Genomic DNA, 14,310 nt, shown 5'->3' with positions numbered 1-14,310 from the left:
GGAGGACTTCCCGTACCGGAACGAAGAAGACGTCAGTAGGCGAGAACTCCCAGGTCCCGCACCACTCTGGCGAGGCCGCGGACGGGTTCCGTCTCCGCGTCGGAGCGCCAGACCAGACCCCAGCGAAGCAGGTGCGAGTCGCTGATCGGCAGGTGTGCGAGGTCCGGACGGGCGCCGTAGCGGACCATGTGCGCGCTGGTGAGGTCGATGGCGTCGGACGTGCCGATGATCGTGGCCACCTCGCCGCAGCTGGCGACGGTGTGGGCGCGCTCGATGGCGCGTCCCGAGGGGGTGCGGAACGGGCTGTAGGCGTTCTCCCAGTACGCGGGCTGCGGATCACTGGGACCGAACAGACCCCGGTCCCCGAACACCTCCATCGACACGTACTTGTCGTCGACGAGCGGATGGTTCGCGGCCGTCACCGCGACCATGGGTTCGGTGCAGATGACGGGCCCGACCGTCAGATCGGGCTCCTCGACCGGCAGCCAGGCCACGAGGACATCGACGTCGCCACGGCGCAGCGCCTCGAAGGGATGGACGAACGGGCTGTGCCGGATCTTCAGCTGCCACTCGGGGTGACGGGACCGGAAGGCGTGCCAGAACGGCACCAGGTCCTGGGCGTTCTCCCCGATCATCCCCACGGTGAGGACGGCGGTGCCGCCGAGCGCGGTGAGCGCGGCGCGGTCGAGGCTGCGCCGCAGGGCGTCCGGGATCGGCAGGAGGTCCTCGCGGAGCTGCCGGCCGAGAGAGGTGAGCCGCACGGTGCGGCTGGTGCGTTCGAAGAGCTTTCCGCCGATCGCACGCTCCTGTTTGGCGATGGACTGACTGACCGACGCCTGCGCGATACGCAGACGCTCCGCGGTGCGCCCGAAGTGCAGTTCTTCCGCCAGCGCCAGGAAGATCTCGATGTCGCGCAGCTGCATGAGGTGGTCACTCCATTGATCGCCCTCGCCGATCGTAACCATAGGAAAAACATCCTTGATGGCCCACCCGGACTTCGACCAGGCTGAGCACGGCCGCGCTGCCCCGGCACATGGCCTCTGCCCGAGGGGGGAGCGGACCGCTGGCGCGGCGACGTCCGGTGGTCCATGGTCAGCAGGGGAGGCCGTGGCCCACCGCCGGCCGAAGACCACGGCGGGGAACCGCGCTTGTCATGGGGAGGTGACGAGTACGGTGCCCGCCGGGGTCGACGGCTGCGGGGCGGTGGTAGGTGGGCGACGATCGTGCGCAGGCTGGAGCGGATCGGCGACCATGTCGGCAGGCCCGCCGCGCGGCCGGTCCCTCACCGATCGGCCGAGGCCAACTCCGAACGGCCGCGCGGCAGCTCGGGCGATCCTCGCACCGGCGCTGTCCGCTGCGTGTCCTTGCGACGAACCCCCGCACGGCCGCGGCCTTGTGAGTATCCGCCGCTGTCATCCACCGGGCAACGGACGGCACGGTCGCGGCCCCCTCGCCCCTGGCCACCAGAAAACACCGGCCTCGCCCCAAACCACCTCCCATCGACGCCTGCCCCGCCGGGCAACTGACACCAAGACTCCGATGCGAGGAACCCGCGATGACCGACTCGGCCGACCGCAGAGTGACAGCGAACCTGACGCTCTCTCTCGACGGGTACCACCAAGGCCCCACTGGGCCGGGCGACTTCAGCATGTTCGCCCCGTACACGACCTCGGAAACCGCACGGCGTCAGCTCGCCCGCACCTGGGAGGGGGCGACGACGGCACTGTTCGGCCGGGTCAACGCCGAGGTGTCCCTCGGGTACTGGCCGTCGGTCGCCGAGGACGGCGACGCCGATCCGCGTGAACGTGCCTATGGGCAGTGGTTGGCGGACACGGAGAAGGTGGTCTTCTCGACCACCCTGACGGAAATGCCGTGGGCACACACCCATGTGGTGAACGCCCCCGTCCCCGACATCGTCGCCGAACTCAAGGTCACGGGCGAGGGAGACATCGTCGTCAACAGCTCCCTGAGCCTCGTCCAACCCCTCCTCGCAGCCGATCTGATCGACCGGCTCCACCTCCTGGTCCTGCCCCAGGTCGTGGGCGCCGGGCAGCGGCTGTTCGAGAGCGACCCGCCGACATCGAAGTGGAAGCTCACCCACCGGGAGAAGGGCGAACTGGGGGAGAGCGCCATGGTCTACGACCGGCCGCGCTGAAGCGAGCCGACGCCTACGCCGGACGGTCGCTTGCCATCCGCGGGCACGGGGTAGCCGTGGGCCATGGGCCGATGGTGGAGGTGGGCAGCGGTCGGGGTGCCGACGGGGCTCGCGACGAGTGCCGTGATGACCCTCTTCCACGGCTCATGGGGCTGGGACTTCGCGGCCCGAGGCCTGATCATTTCGGTCGGATACACCCTGATGGGCCCCCTGACGGCCCACGCCCGCCGCCACGCCGAAGAGCGGGACGCGCAACACATGCGTGACATCCGAGAGGCTCGCCGGGACGGGGGCTGACAAGACCGGGTCGGCTGTTCGCCGTTGTCGGGCACCGGTGGGAATCGGCGGGGCAACTCTCCCAGTGCTCGGTCCCGTTCCTCCGCCGCGCGGGGGAGGCGGTTCCCCCTGGTGGGGGAGGTGTGCAAGTCCTTGCGCTGCGATCTTGGGTAGTGAACCGGGCCTGCCGTTGGCCCGTGAGATCGGGGGCATTCCATGACGCAGATGCTGGACCTTGACACCCCGTCCCGGGGAGAGACCGGGCGGGTGCGTGCGGCGTGGCGGGCGGCTCATGTGCCCGTTGCCGGGGTGTCACCGGCTGTGCGGCGGGTGGCCTTTGCCGTGCAGTTCGCCGTGCTGCCGTCCTGCGTCTGGCGGCTGCCCATCGTGTTCGACAGTGGGCTGGGGCCTTTCGAGCGGGTGTATCCCGTCCTGCTGTCGGTGCTTTCCGAGGCCGTCGCGTTCACCGCGTTCGGGTTGATCGCCCGCTGGGGCGAGGTCTTTCCGCGCTGGGTCCCGCTGCTGGCCGGGCGCCGGGTGCCACCGGCGGTGGCGGTCGTTCCGGCGGTGGTCGGGGCCGTGTTCCTGACCGTCATATGGACCACGGCGTACGTCACCACCTTCCTGGGCGTCACGATCCGGGGCGACGCCCAGCCCGCGGACTTCCCGGGTGCGGCCGGTGGGCTGGAAGAGGTCTGGTTCTACCTCTGCTACACACCGCTGCTCCTGTGGGGGCCGCTGCTGGGCGTGCTCGCCGTCGCGTACGCGAAACGCCGCCGCGTGACGGGCTGACGGCCCGCGTGGACGGGTGGTCGTGTGGCGCCCTACGTTCGGGGGCATGTCTGATGCCTCCCGGCGGCTCCCGATCACGCTCGATGCGCTGGCCGCGCTCGGTTTCGTACTGCTCCCGCAGATATCCCCGCTGCGGCCGGAGACCGGAGCCGAGGTCAGTGCGGGCGGCGTGTGGCTGCTGTCGTTGGGGGCCGCGCTGCCCCTGGTCGTACGGAGGTTGTGGCCCGGACCGGTGTTCGGCCTCGTGCTCGTCGCCGCCGGTGCGGCGCTGGCGGCCGGGATCGGCCCGGCTCCGTTCCTGGCCGCCGCGTACGCCCTGTACGCGGTGGCCACGACCGGGCGGCGCCGACCGCGGGTCTCCGCGGTGTTCGTCGCCGGGGTGTGCGCCGCGGGCGCGGCCCTGCTCACCGTTTCGGGCGGGCGGGGGTACGACGGTGGGAGCCGGGCCGTGCAGACCGTGTTCGGCCTGCTGGTGCTCGGTGCCACATGGGCGCTGGGGACCGCGGTCAGGGAGCGGCGCGAGGGGCTGCGGCGCACCGTCGCGCACGCGGCCGAGCAGGCCAGGGCCGAGGAACGGCTGCGTATCGCCCGGGAGATCCACGACGTCGTCACGCACAGCGTGGGCCTCATCGCGGTCAAGGCCGGCGTCGCCAACCACGTGGCCGCCGTCCGCCCCGAAGAGGCACGGGAGGCCCTCGCGGTGATCGAGGAGGTCAGCCGCAGGGCCCTGCGCGACATGCGGGCCACCCTCCACGTGCTGCGCCGCGAACCGGACGGCACGGCAGGGGAATTACGGCCGCTCCAGAGCCTGTCGGACCTGCCGGCCCTGGTCCGTACGACCGAGGCAGCCGGGGTACGTGTCGAACTGCGCACCCGGTACGCACAGGAGCCCCCGGACGGAGTCGCCCTGTCCGCCTTCCGGATCGTCCAGGAGGCGCTGACCAACGTCGTCAAGCATGCCGCCCCTACGTGCTGTGTGGTTCAACTCGGTTCAGAGGAGGGTGTGTTGGTTATTGAGGTGGTTGATGAGGGGGCAGGGGGTGGTCATCGCGCGACCTTGCCCGGTGGGGGCCTGGGTCTGATCGGGATGGAGGAGCGGGCCGCCGCGCACGGCGGCACCTTCAAGGCCGGGCCGCTGCCGGGCGGCGGCTACCGGGTGCTCGCGACGATTCCGTACTGATCCGCATCCGGGGGCCGGTTCCGCAACCGGGGGCTGGTGCCGTACCTCGGAGCCGGTCCCGCGCCCCGGTACTCATCCGCAAGTATGGGTTCGGCAGGTGCGAAGGCGCCCGGAACCCCGGCCCTCGGGCCGATGTGACCGGCGTTCCCGCGCGGCGAGACTCGTCCCCGTGATTGACGTCCAGAACCTGACCAAACGCTACGGGCGGGACACCGCCGTAGACGACCTCACCTTCACGGTGCGGCCGGGAGCCGTCACCGGTTTCCTCGGGCCCAACGGGGCCGGAAAGTCCACGACGATGCGGATGATGCTCGCCCTGACCCGCCCCGACGCCGGTTCCGTCCGCGTGAACGGGGTCGCCTACCGCGAACTCACCCATCCCTTACGGCAGGTCGGCGCCCTGCTGGAGACGGCTGCCCCGCACCGGGCGCTGAGCGCCGCCCGCCATCTGCGCTGGCTCGCGCGGAGCAACCGGATCGACCTGCGGCGGGTCGAGGAGGTCCTGGACCTGGTCGGTCTGACGGACGTGGCCGGCAGGCGCATCGGTACGTTCTCCCTCGGCATGGGGCAACGGCTGGGCCTGGCAGCGGCGTTGCTCGGCGACCCACCCGTCCTGGTGCTGGACGAACCGCTCAACGGCCTCGACACGGAAGGCATCCGCCAGCTGCGCGGACTGCTGCGCACGATGGCCGCCGAGGGCCGGACCGTCCTCGTGTCCAGCCATCTGATGACCGAGATGTCGCTGGTCGCGGACCACCTCGTCGTCATCGACCGCGGCCGCCTCCGCGTGGACACCGCGATGGCGGACTTCGTCCGCGGCCACGGGCGCACCCACGTCCGCGTACGGACCCCGGAACCACTGCGCCTCCAGCAGGAACTGCGGCGGCGAGGGGTCACCCCGCGACGTGCGCGGGACGGCGCCCTGGAGATCGACGGCATGTCACCGGCCGAGATCAGCGCTCTCGCCGCGGCCCACACGGTTCCGCTCGAAGAGCTGAGCACCCACACGGGTTCGCTGGAGGAGGCCTTCCTCGGCCTCGTCGCCGGCGGCGGAGACGGCAGCCGTGGCCGCAGCCCTGGCCGTGCGGGAAACCCGACCGATTCCGGTAGCCCTGTACGGGGCGGAGGCCCCAGCCATGGCTGAGACCGTCGCGGCCGTCCGGGCCGAGCTCACCAAACTGTGCGGTGTGCGCGGCACGTACGTCGCCCTCCTGCTGTTCGTTCCCACCTCGCTTCTCATCGCCGCGCTCGGCGGCTGGTCCGCGAAGGGCGCGATCGACGCGGGCGGCTCCGGACTGCGCGCCGACTTCAGCCCCGCGCAGGCCGGGCTGGACGGCATCCTCTACGGCCAGCTCGCACTGATCGTGTTCGCCGTGCTCTTCGTCTCCGGCGAGTACACCTCGGGCATGATGCGCGTCTCGCTGCTCGCCGTGCCCCGGCGGGGCCGTCTCTACGCCGCGAAGGCGGCCGTCACCGCGGGTGCCGTCGCGCTCCTCGCGGTCCCCGTGACCGTCGTCGGCTATCTGCTGACCCAGTTCGCCCTGGGGCCCCACGGCGCCGCCGTCGACGCGAGCGGCGTTCCCCGCGCGCTCGCCGGTGCGGTGGTCCACCTGACCCTGATGAGCCTGTTCGCGACCGGACTTGCCGCGACGGCCCGCAGCGCCGTCGTCCCGCTGGCCGTGCTGCTCCCGATGGTGCTCGCCGGATCGCAGATCCTGTCCGTCATCGGTGCCACGAAGGAGATGGTGCGGTACTTCCCCGACCGGGCCGGTATGCGGATGCTCACGGTCGGCTCCACCGACGCGCTTTCCGGTTTCGTCGTGCTGCTGCTGTGGACCGTCGCCGCCCTGACGCTCGGCTGGCTGCGCCACCGACGCTGGGACGCATGAGGTGCGGATACGGGTCCGCAGGCGCAAAGGGGCGTGCGGGGAGGGGAGTTGACCGTCTCTGTTGCCAGGGGTTGCTAGGGTTGTCGGCTTCGGCGGGCCGATCAACATGACGCAGCGTGCGGCGTCGAGAGACAGAGGACTGTGGGATGGCCGAGGCGGCGATCCGGGTCCTGATCGCGGATGATCAGGCCCTGCTGCGCGGCAGCTTCCGCGTCCTTGTCGACGCCACCCCCGGCATGCGGACGGTCGGCGAGGCCGGTGACGGCGTCCGCGCGGTCGAACTGGCCCGGGAACTGCGGCCGGACGTCGTCCTGATGGACCTGCGCATGCCCGTCATGGACGGCATCGCGGCCACCCGGGAGATCTGCTCCGACCCCGCCCTCACCGGCGTACGGATACTGGCCCTGACCATGTTCGACATGGACGAGTACGTGTACCCGGCCCTGCGGGCGGGCGCGGGCGGGTTCCTCCTGAAGGACGCCTCGCCCGCCGAACTGGTCGCGGGCATCCGCGTCGTCGCCCTCGGCGAGGGAGTTCTGGCACCGACGGTCACACGGCGCCTGATCGGGAACCTCTCCCGGGACCGGGACACACCCCGGCCGGTCTCCCGCCTCGTCGGACTCACCAGGCGGGAGCACGAGGTCCTCGTACTGATCGCGAACGGTCTCTCGAACGCCGAGATCGCCCGGAGTCTGGTCATCAGCCTGCCCACCGTGAAGACCCATGTGAGCAGCCTGCTGGCCAAGCTGAACGCCCGCGACCGCGCCCAACTGGTGATCATCGCCTACGAGAGCGGGGCGGCCGAGCCAGGTATGCCGGCCTGAGCCTTGCGGAGACCGGCCGCGCCGACCGGTGCACTGTGCCGGACGAGCGCACCACGCCGAACCAGGGCACCGTGCCGGACGGGGCAGGTGCGGTGGTTGGGGCGGGCGGGCTCTCGGGGCGGGTCCTCAGGCGGGCCACGAACCCGGGGCCAGAAACCCGGGGTCAGGAAGCGGAGGCCCGCGTTTCTGTCACCGGCCGGTCCGCGGTTCGGGTGTGGCGGATGCCTGCCTACGCCTGCGGCCCACCGCGAGGGTGGTCACAGCGGCCACCGCGAAGGAGAGCAGCGAGGCGCTCATCCACGGCTGGACCGTGAGGCCCACCGCGTCCTGCGCCCAGGCCCAGAAGTCGGACCAACCGGCGATCTTCGTCGGTGCGATCAGCTGGTACGTCGCGAAGCCGAGCGCCCACGGCAGGAGCATGACCCACCGGGTGGGGGCCTGTTCGGAGACGTCCCAGCTGCGGTGGCCGCCGAGCACGAAGAAGTCCACGACGAGCACCGCGAACATCGGGATGAAGACCGCGCCGATCAGGTAGAGGAAGCTGGCGTAGCTGTCCATGTTCACCAGGAGTGCCAGGCCGGTGGCCAGGGATCCGCTGATCAGGCAGAGGATGCGGCGGTCCGCCCGGGGGAGGAGGTTCTGGGCGGAGACGGCGGTGGAGTAGACGTTGGCGAAGGACTGGTCGACCTCGCGCAGCACCAGGACGCCGAAGCAGATCACACCGACGCTGGTGGCCGTGAAGGGGTCGAAGACCTTGTACGGGTCGGTGCTGTCGAAGGCGATCACGGCGAGGGCGGCCACACCCAGGACCGAGCCCGCGACGCCCGCCAGGGTCTGGCCGACGACCAGGCCGCCGAACGCCTCCTTCTCGCTGCGGGAGTGCCGCGAGTAGTCGGCGACCAGCGGCAGCCAGGAGATCGACACGGCGATCACGCTGTCGGCGGCGAACCAGAAGTCCTTCCAGGAGCCGCCCTCCATCGGGATGCCGCGCCCGGCCAGGTCCCAGCCCAGGTAGAGGATGGCCAGGACGACGGCGACGGTGACGTAGCGGCGGATGATGCGCAGCGCCCCCAGCGGGCGGAGCGTGAGTGCCGTGGTCACCGCGCCCGCGACGAGCACGTACAGCCAGCCGGGGCCCGGGTCGCCGAAGACCTGGCGGGCCAGGATCTTCAACCCGGTGGAGATGACGACCAGTTCGAAGACGGCCCAGCCGACCATCTGCAGCACGTTGAGCACGGTCGGCAGGTACGACGCCTTCGCGCCGAACAGGCCGCGCAGCAGCACCATCGAGGGCGCGCCGGTGCGGGCCCCGGTGACGGCGGCGAGGCCCAGGGCCACGGTGCCGATAAGGGTGCCGACGACGGACGCGGTGACGGCGGCGGCGAACGACAGGGTCGGGCTGCCCGTGCCCAGCGGGTCGAGGACGACCAGCATGCCGCTGAAGCCGAGCAGGCTGACGCCCAGGTTGGCCCAGAACGCGCCCTGGTCCACGCCGGACAGGACCTTGGGCGTGGGCTGGTCGAGGGTGAGCGGGGCCTCGTTCGCCGGGGCAGGCCGCGAGGTGGCGGGTTCGGTACCGGTCGTCACTTCGCGGGCTCCGAGACCGGGGCGGGAGCGGCGTCGAAGGGCCAGGACTCCGTGCGCCAGGCGGCGTCCCAGAACATCCACTCGTAGGTGGACGCGGTGATGTAGGCGGCACGCATCCGCTCGCGGGTGGCCGGGTCGGCCTGGGCGGCGAGACGGTTGACGATCTGCCGGGCGTGCTCGGTGGCGGCCTCGAACTCCTCGTCGGCGTACGTGCCGATCCAGTCGCCGTACGGGTGGGCGGCGAGGTCACCGGCCTGGGCGAGCAGGGTGCGGCCCACCTCGGCGTAGATCCAGAAGCAGGGCAGGACCGCGGCGGCCAGTTCGGCGTAGCCCTGGGTGTGGGCCACGGAGAGCAGGTAGGAGGTGTAGCCGGTGCAGGTGGGCGACGGCGTCCAGGCGTCGACGTCGACGACGTTCGTCTCGTGCAGGGAGCTCTCGACGACGACGGCGTCGTGGGCGGACTTCGCGAAGAACGCGATGTCCTCGGGCCGGTCCGCCTTCGCGGCGGCACTGGCCAGCGCGCGGGCGTAGTCGCGCAGGTAGTGGGCGTCCTGGGCCAGGTAGTAGACGAACTTGTCCCGGTCCAGGGTGCCGTCGCCGAGGCCGGTGACGAACGGCAGCCTGTCGATGGCCGTACGTATGTCGGCCGTGGCGCTCCACAGCTCGTCGCAGAAGGTCGTGGTCATGCGGATCAGCTCCAGTACTGGTGGAAGTGGTGGACGGGGCCGTGACCGTGGCCGACACGCAGGGTGTCGGCCGCGCGCAGGGCCCCGGTCAGGTACTCCTTGGCGGCGCGGACGGCTGTGTGCCAGTCGTCGTGCCGCGGGCGGAGGGCGGCGATCGCGGCGGAGAGTGTGCAGCCGGTGCCATGGGTGTTGCGCGTGGTGACGCGGGGTGCGGACAGTTCGGTGACGCTCGCGCCCGTAGTGCTGTCGACGAGGATGTCGACGGACTCGGCGTCGTGCGTGTGGTGGCCGCCCTTGAGGAGGACGCGGTGGGTCCCGGTCCCGAGCAGCGCGCGGGCCTGCTCGACGGCTTCGGCGCGGTTCCGCGCGGCGGGGACGCCGAGAAGGTCACCGGCCTCGGGCAGGTTGGGGGTGATGAGGTCGGCCAGCGGCAGGAGGCGGTCGCGCAGCACCGTCACCGCATCGGGTTCGAGAAGGCGGTGGCCGCTGGTCGAGACCATGACCGGGTCGAGGACGACGTTCCGGGGGCGGTGCCGCTCCAGGGCGTCCGCGACTGCCGCGGCGATGGCGGCGTTTGCCAGCATGCCGATCTTGACCGCGTCCACGTCGACGTCGGCGAGAAGGGTGTCGAGCTGCTCGGTGACGAACGCCGGAGGGACGGCGTGGATGCCGGTGACGCCCCGGGTGTTCTGTGCGGTCAGGGCCGTCAGGACCGCCGTCCCGTACGCACCGTTGGCGGAGAACGCCTTCAGGTCGGCCTGGATCCCGGCGCCGCCGGAGGGGTCGCTGGCGGCGATGGTGAGGGCGATGGGCGGAGTGGTCACGAGGAGACCTCCTGGCGCAGGGCGTGAACGAGGGAACGGGACGCGGCAGTTGGGTCGGGCCGCCCGCAGACCGCGCTGACGACGGCGATCCCGGACGCACCGCACGCCATGACCGCGGCGGCCTCGGACACGCCGATCCCGCCGATGGCCACGCACGGCAGGGGGCTCTCCCGGACGATCCTCGCCAGGCCGTCCAGCCCGAGCGGGGTGTCCGCGTCGGGTTTGGTGGACTGCGCGAACACCGGGCCGACCCCCAGGTGGTCGACGGCGTCCGGCACGTGCGCCAGGTGCTCGGGGCGGCTGACGGACAGACCGACGTACGCATCGGGACCGAGCAGGCGCCGGGCGAGCACGGGCGAGACGTCCCGCTGCCCGAGGTGGACACCGTCCGCGCCCAGCCAGACCGCCACGTCCAGCCGGTCGTTGACGATCAGCGGGACCCCGGTGCCCGCCAGCTCCGCCTGGATCGCCCGGCCCAGCGAGAAGAGCGATCGGGCGTCCCCGTCCGGATCGCGCAACTGGACGGCCGTGACACCGCCCCGGACGGCGGCTGCCACGGTGGCGGCGACACCACGGTCGCCGCAGAGGCGGGTGTCGGTGACGAGATACAGGGACAGGTCGAGAGCAGGTCGCATGGAAAGGGGTCCTTGAAGGCTTCCCGCGCCGGGCGGGCGGGACGGGGGAGGTGCAGGGCAGAGGAGGGCGCCGGCATGCAGAGGCCCGGGAACCTCCACGGGGGAGGGAGCGGGTACCGGAGCCGAGTGCGGGATCGCCGCGAACGGGGTCCAGGAGCGGGCCTGTCCAGCGGGGACCGGGACGACCACGCGGTACGGAACCCCGCAGTCCGCTGGCTCTCAGCGCAGGTTGACGGCCTCGGCGAGCCGGTCCGGGCCGAGTTCGTACAGCCCGTCGATCAGCGCGACCGCGAACGTGCCCGGTCCCGCCGCGCGGGTCGCCGCGTCCTCGGCGGCCACCGTGAGCAGAGCGGTCGCGGCCGTGGCGGCGAGCAGCGCGTCACCGGTGACGGCGGTGCAGGCGGCCACCAGGGCGCCGAGCGCGCAGCCCGTTCCCGTCACCAGGGACAGCAGGGGGTGCCCGTTGGCCAGACGTACCACGCGCGTACCGTCCGTGAGGACGTCCACCGGACCGCTCACCGCCACCGCGCACCCGTAGCGCCGGGCCAGCCCGGTGGCCGCTTCCAGCGCGGACTCGGGGGTGTCCGTGCTGTCCACGCCGCGCCCGCCCCGGCCGCCGTCCAGCGCCAGGATCTCGGAGGCGTTGCCGCGAACGACCGCCGGGGGCGCGCTCGCCAGCAGTTCGTGCGCGAGTCCGGTACGCCAGGGAAGCGGACCGACGGCCACCGGGTCGAGCACCCACGGCCGCCCGGCCCCGGCCGCTTCCGTGACCGCGACGCGCATGGCGTCCGCCGTCACGGAGGTGACCGTCCCGAGGTTGACCAGGACGCCCCCGGCCACCCGGGCCAGCGCCCCGGCCTCCTCCGCGCTGTGCACCATCGCGGGGGCGGCACCCACCGCGAGCAGCACGTTCGCGGTGAACTGCGAGACCACGACATTGGTCAGGCAGTGCACAAGGGGTGCGGAGGTCCGCAGCGACGCGATCACGTCCGCCACGGCATCGGGGGACACGGCAGCGCCGTGCCGGGCAGGTACGGAGGCAGTACCCATCGTCAACACCCTTCCTACGCCGGCATTACCCGGTCCAGGTTCATGCGGTCGGCGAAAAGGGGAGAAAACAACTCCCGTCCGCCCTCTCAGCCCGGCTGCTCCCGAGCTCCCGCGGTGGTCGACACGCAATGTACCTCCCCCGGGGACGGAAGCCGCCACTCGGGGTGCGGCGGCCCCGGCCCCTCAGACCACGGAGAGCAGGTCCACCACGAAGACGAGCGTGGAATGCGGAGGGATCAGCGGCGTGGGGGACTCCTTGCCGTAGCCGAGGCGCGGCGGAACGACGATCTCGCGCCGCCCGCCGACCCTCATGCCCCGGATCCCCCGGTCCAGGCCCTTGACGGCCCGGCCGCCGCCGACCGCGAACTTGAACGGCTCGTCCCTGTCCCAGGAGGCGTCGAACTCCTTCCCGGACGCGAAGGCGACCCCGACGTAGTGCATCCGCACGACCCGTCCCGGCTTCGCCTCGGGCCCGTCCCCGACGACGAGGTCCCGGACGGTCAGCTCCTGGGGCGCGTCGCCCTCCGCCCGTACGATCTCGGGCTTGGTCGGTTCGGTCATCGCGGCCTCTCGGTCGTCGCAGCCCCGTCGCTCAGCGCCGGAATCCCTCGTACGGAACCCCTCGGAGGGAGTTCCCCGTACGGAATCCCCCGTGCGGAACGGCCGGGCGCATGGTCGCTCCATGCGGTAGCTGCTCACGCTACCGAAACCGCAGGTCAGCAACCGCCGAGTGGTGCCGAACGCCGTCGGCGCGGGGGAGCGGGCCGCGGCCCGGCGAGAGCTTACGGTGGAGGCAGCGTTCACCTGGGAGGGTGATGTGCGCGTCGTGAACATCGAGGAGTGTCGCCCATGCCGCAAGGCGCCGCGTACCACCACGGGAACCTGCGGGCCGCCTGCCTGCGGGCCGCCCGCGAACTGCTGGAGGAGGACGGCAGCGCCGGCCTGTCGCTGCGTGCGGTCGCCCGACGGGCGGGGGTGTCGCCGACGGCCCCGTACCGCCACTACGCGGACCGCGACACGCTCGTCTCCGCGGTGGCGGCCGAGGGGTACCGCGAACTCGCCGAACAGCTTGCCGCGGCACACCCCGCGCCTTCGACACCGGACGACCTCGCGGCGGTAGCCGTCGTCTACGTCCGGTTCGCCCTCGACCACCCGGCGCTGTTCCGGGCGATGTTCGCCGAGCCCTGCGACCCGGCCGGCGAGGAGCGCGTGGCCGCGACGGCCGTCATCGCGGAGTACGTGCGGGGCATCGTCCGCAGCGCCTTCCCCGGCTCGGACGCGAACGCCCTGTCGACCACGGTGTGGGCCCTCGTGCACGGTCTGGCGTTCCTGCACCTGGACGGCAAGCTCGACGCCACGACACCGGAAGCGGTCGCGGAGCAGGTCCGTGCCTCCGTGCACGCGTTGTTCGCCGCGGCGCCGGCGTTGCGGCCCGCGGGCGGGCAGGGCGCGGCGGCTCACCAATGAAACGGGCCGTCCTCCCATACCCCCGTGGTGGGAGGACGGCCCCGTCCTTTTCCGGTGGCCGTCCGGTCGGTACGGCCCATGTGCCGGCCGTCCGGTCAGTACGGCCCTTCCGGTGGCCGTCCGGTCAGTACAGCTTGGCGACGGCCGTGGTGGTGGTCTTCTTGAAGGCGGTCACGGGCGCGTTCGCGAAGTTGCCCATCTGCCCCCACTTCACGACGGTGACGGTCCTGTCGTCCTGTCCGACCGACAGCAGAGCGATGTCGGTGGCACCCCCGGACGTCTCGGTGTGCAGACCGCGGACCCGGGCGCCCTCCTCGACCGGCAGCCGGCCGTAGTCCCGGCCCTCGGCCCTGACGTCCGGCGAGGACTTCTCGATGCGGTCCGCGCAGGTGCGGATCAGGTCGTCGTAGTGCTTCGCCAGCGCCTTGGCCTGGGCGGCCGTACCCGTCACGACCGTCAGCTGCACGGCGTTGGTGTCCAGGTCGGTCCGGAACTCCCGGTGCCGGTAGTCGTAGTCGAGCACGCCCTCCGTGCTCACGCAGAGGCCGAGCGCCTCCGGGAACCCCTCGGTGACCGGACCGGCGGTCCAGGACGACGACGGGTGCGGCGGCAGCTGCGACGCCGACAGGAACTTGGGCGCGGCGGTGGTCTTCGACGCGGCGCCGGCGACCGGTGCGGTGAGGACCGTGCCCACGGCGAGGGCGGCGACGGTGAGTGCGGTGCAGGCGCTCGTTCGGATACGCATGGACAAGGAAGTTCCCCCGTGGATGAGTGCGTGGACGTGAATGCCGCGACGAGGCGGGAAGGCCGGTCCGGACCTGTCCGGTGCGGCACCAAGAGCATCGGCAATGACGGCGGCCCGGCGCAACGGGAAACGGCCGATCGGGCACGGTGGAACCATCCCAGCCCTTCTGACGTGCAGGGATATGGGGTGCCTGGGATACC

The 14,310-nt window shown here is 72.0% G+C and carries 15 protein-coding genes and 1 riboswitch; of the genes, 7 read left to right on the top strand and 8 right to left on the bottom strand.

Annotated features, from left to right (window positions below; all coding sequences use genetic code 11):
• Positions 1-32: 32 nt before the first annotated feature.
• A complete protein-coding gene (locus ACFYVL_RS01825) occupies positions 33-965 on the bottom strand; it encodes a LysR family transcriptional regulator (protein WP_389240685.1) in 933 nt (310 codons plus the stop codon).
• 590 nt (positions 966-1,555) lie between these two features.
• Here ACFYVL_RS01825 and ACFYVL_RS01820 point away from each other — a divergent pair.
• The 6 genes from ACFYVL_RS01820 to ACFYVL_RS01795 all read left to right on the top strand — a co-directional run bounded on the left by ACFYVL_RS01820 (position 1,556) and on the right by ACFYVL_RS01795 (position 7,116).
• Positions 1,556-2,155 carry a dihydrofolate reductase family protein gene (locus ACFYVL_RS01820; protein ID WP_389240683.1) on the top strand — a complete coding sequence of 200 codons (600 nt, stop codon included), beginning with the start codon at positions 1,556-1,558 and terminating at the stop codon, positions 2,153-2,155.
• 492 nt (positions 2,156-2,647) lie between these two features.
• Positions 2,648-3,223 (top strand): hypothetical protein, encoded by a 576-nt coding sequence (locus ACFYVL_RS01815; RefSeq protein ID WP_389240681.1) that lies wholly within the window; start codon positions 2,648-2,650, stop codon positions 3,221-3,223.
• A 46-nt stretch (positions 3,224-3,269) separates the two neighbouring features.
• Positions 3,270-4,403 (top strand): sensor histidine kinase, encoded by a 1,134-nt coding sequence (locus ACFYVL_RS01810; protein WP_389240679.1) that lies wholly within the window; start codon positions 3,270-3,272, stop codon positions 4,401-4,403.
• Between the two features lie 169 nt (positions 4,404-4,572).
• Positions 4,573-5,547, top strand: a complete 975-nt coding sequence (locus ACFYVL_RS01805; protein WP_389240677.1) for an ABC transporter ATP-binding protein — start codon at positions 4,573-4,575, stop codon at positions 5,545-5,547.
• The gene (locus ACFYVL_RS01800; protein ID WP_389240675.1) at positions 5,540-6,292 is read left to right on the top strand and encodes an ABC transporter permease; all 753 of its coding nucleotides are present in this window, start codon (positions 5,540-5,542) and stop codon (positions 6,290-6,292) included. Before ACFYVL_RS01805 ends, ACFYVL_RS01800 begins: the two co-directional genes overlap by 8 nt.
• Positions 6,293-6,438: 146 nt before the next feature.
• Positions 6,439-7,116, top strand: coding sequence for a response regulator (locus tag ACFYVL_RS01795; RefSeq protein WP_389240673.1), 678 nt, complete (start codon positions 6,439-6,441; stop codon positions 7,114-7,116).
• A 189-nt stretch (positions 7,117-7,305) separates the two neighbouring features.
• Here ACFYVL_RS01795 and ACFYVL_RS01790 read toward each other — a convergent pair whose 3' ends face one another.
• The 6 genes from ACFYVL_RS01790 to ACFYVL_RS01765 form a co-directional block, all read right to left on the bottom strand.
• Complete coding sequence (locus tag ACFYVL_RS01790; RefSeq protein WP_389240671.1) at positions 7,306-8,703, bottom strand: purine-cytosine permease family protein; 1,398 nt, start codon at positions 8,701-8,703, stop codon at positions 7,306-7,308.
• Positions 8,700-9,389 (bottom strand): thiaminase II, encoded by a 690-nt coding sequence (gene tenA, locus ACFYVL_RS01785; protein ID WP_389240669.1) that lies wholly within the window; start codon positions 9,387-9,389, stop codon positions 8,700-8,702. Before tenA ends, ACFYVL_RS01790 begins: the two co-directional genes overlap by 4 nt.
• 5 nt (positions 9,390-9,394) lie before the next feature.
• A complete protein-coding gene (thiD, locus tag ACFYVL_RS01780) occupies positions 9,395-10,213 on the bottom strand; it encodes a bifunctional hydroxymethylpyrimidine kinase/phosphomethylpyrimidine kinase (RefSeq protein WP_389240667.1) in 819 nt (272 codons plus the stop codon).
• On the bottom strand, positions 10,210-10,848 hold the full coding sequence (gene thiE, locus ACFYVL_RS01775) for a thiamine phosphate synthase (protein ID WP_389240665.1): 639 nt from the start codon (positions 10,846-10,848) through the stop codon (positions 10,210-10,212). The genes thiD and thiE overlap by 4 nt, the downstream gene beginning before the upstream one ends.
• A 219-nt stretch (positions 10,849-11,067) precedes the next feature.
• Entirely contained in the window at positions 11,068-11,898 is an 831-nt protein-coding gene (thiM, locus tag ACFYVL_RS01770) for a hydroxyethylthiazole kinase (protein WP_389240663.1), read from the bottom strand.
• A riboswitch (TPP riboswitch) is annotated at positions 11,892-12,021 on the bottom strand. It overlaps the preceding gene by 7 nt.
• Before the next feature lie 60 nt (positions 12,022-12,081).
• Entirely contained in the window at positions 12,082-12,459 is a 378-nt protein-coding gene (locus ACFYVL_RS01765) for an FKBP-type peptidyl-prolyl cis-trans isomerase (protein ID WP_389240661.1), read from the bottom strand.
• 288 nt (positions 12,460-12,747) lie between these two features.
• Here ACFYVL_RS01765 and ACFYVL_RS01760 point away from each other — a divergent pair, with 288 nt between their 5' ends.
• Positions 12,748-13,365, top strand: a complete 618-nt coding sequence (locus ACFYVL_RS01760; RefSeq protein WP_389240659.1) for a TetR/AcrR family transcriptional regulator — start codon at positions 12,748-12,750, stop codon at positions 13,363-13,365.
• 124 nt (positions 13,366-13,489) lie between these two features.
• Here ACFYVL_RS01760 and ACFYVL_RS01755 read toward each other — a convergent pair whose 3' ends face one another.
• A complete protein-coding gene (locus tag ACFYVL_RS01755) occupies positions 13,490-14,116 on the bottom strand; it encodes a hypothetical protein (protein ID WP_389240657.1) in 627 nt (208 codons plus the stop codon).
• Positions 14,117-14,310: the final 194 nt, after the last annotated feature.

Origin of the sequence: Streptomyces sp. NPDC004111 (assembly GCF_042874215.1) — a bacterium.
Classification (GTDB): Bacteria; Actinomycetota; Actinomycetes; order Streptomycetales; family Streptomycetaceae; genus Streptomyces.
Note: the sequence above shows the minus strand (reverse complement) of the source record. Positions and strands in the feature narration are given on the sequence as shown.

Excerpts from the sequence above, each read along its gene's own strand:
- thiE (WP_389240665.1), bottom strand. The coding sequence starts at position 10,848 with ATGCGACCTGCTCTCGACCTGTCCCTGTATCTCGTCACCGACACCCGC.
- thiM (WP_389240663.1), bottom strand. The coding sequence starts at position 11,898 with ATGGGTACTGCCTCCGTACCTGCCCGGCACGGCGCTGCCGTGTCCCCC.
- ACFYVL_RS01810 (WP_389240679.1), top strand. The coding sequence starts at position 3,270 with ATGTCTGATGCCTCCCGGCGGCTCCCGATCACGCTCGATGCGCTGGCC.
- ACFYVL_RS01800 (WP_389240675.1), top strand. The coding sequence starts at position 5,540 with ATGGCTGAGACCGTCGCGGCCGTCCGGGCCGAGCTCACCAAACTGTGC.
- ACFYVL_RS01815 (WP_389240681.1), top strand. The coding sequence starts at position 2,648 with ATGACGCAGATGCTGGACCTTGACACCCCGTCCCGGGGAGAGACCGGG.
- ACFYVL_RS01820 (WP_389240683.1), top strand. The coding sequence starts at position 1,556 with ATGACCGACTCGGCCGACCGCAGAGTGACAGCGAACCTGACGCTCTCT.
- ACFYVL_RS01795 (WP_389240673.1), top strand. The coding sequence starts at position 6,439 with ATGGCCGAGGCGGCGATCCGGGTCCTGATCGCGGATGATCAGGCCCTG.
- tenA (WP_389240669.1), bottom strand. The coding sequence starts at position 9,389 with ATGACCACGACCTTCTGCGACGAGCTGTGGAGCGCCACGGCCGACATA.
- ACFYVL_RS01765 (WP_389240661.1), bottom strand. The coding sequence starts at position 12,459 with ATGACCGAACCGACCAAGCCCGAGATCGTACGGGCGGAGGGCGACGCG.
- ACFYVL_RS01825 (WP_389240685.1), bottom strand. The coding sequence starts at position 965 with ATGGTTACGATCGGCGAGGGCGATCAATGGAGTGACCACCTCATGCAG.
- ACFYVL_RS01760 (WP_389240659.1), top strand. The coding sequence starts at position 12,748 with ATGCCGCAAGGCGCCGCGTACCACCACGGGAACCTGCGGGCCGCCTGC.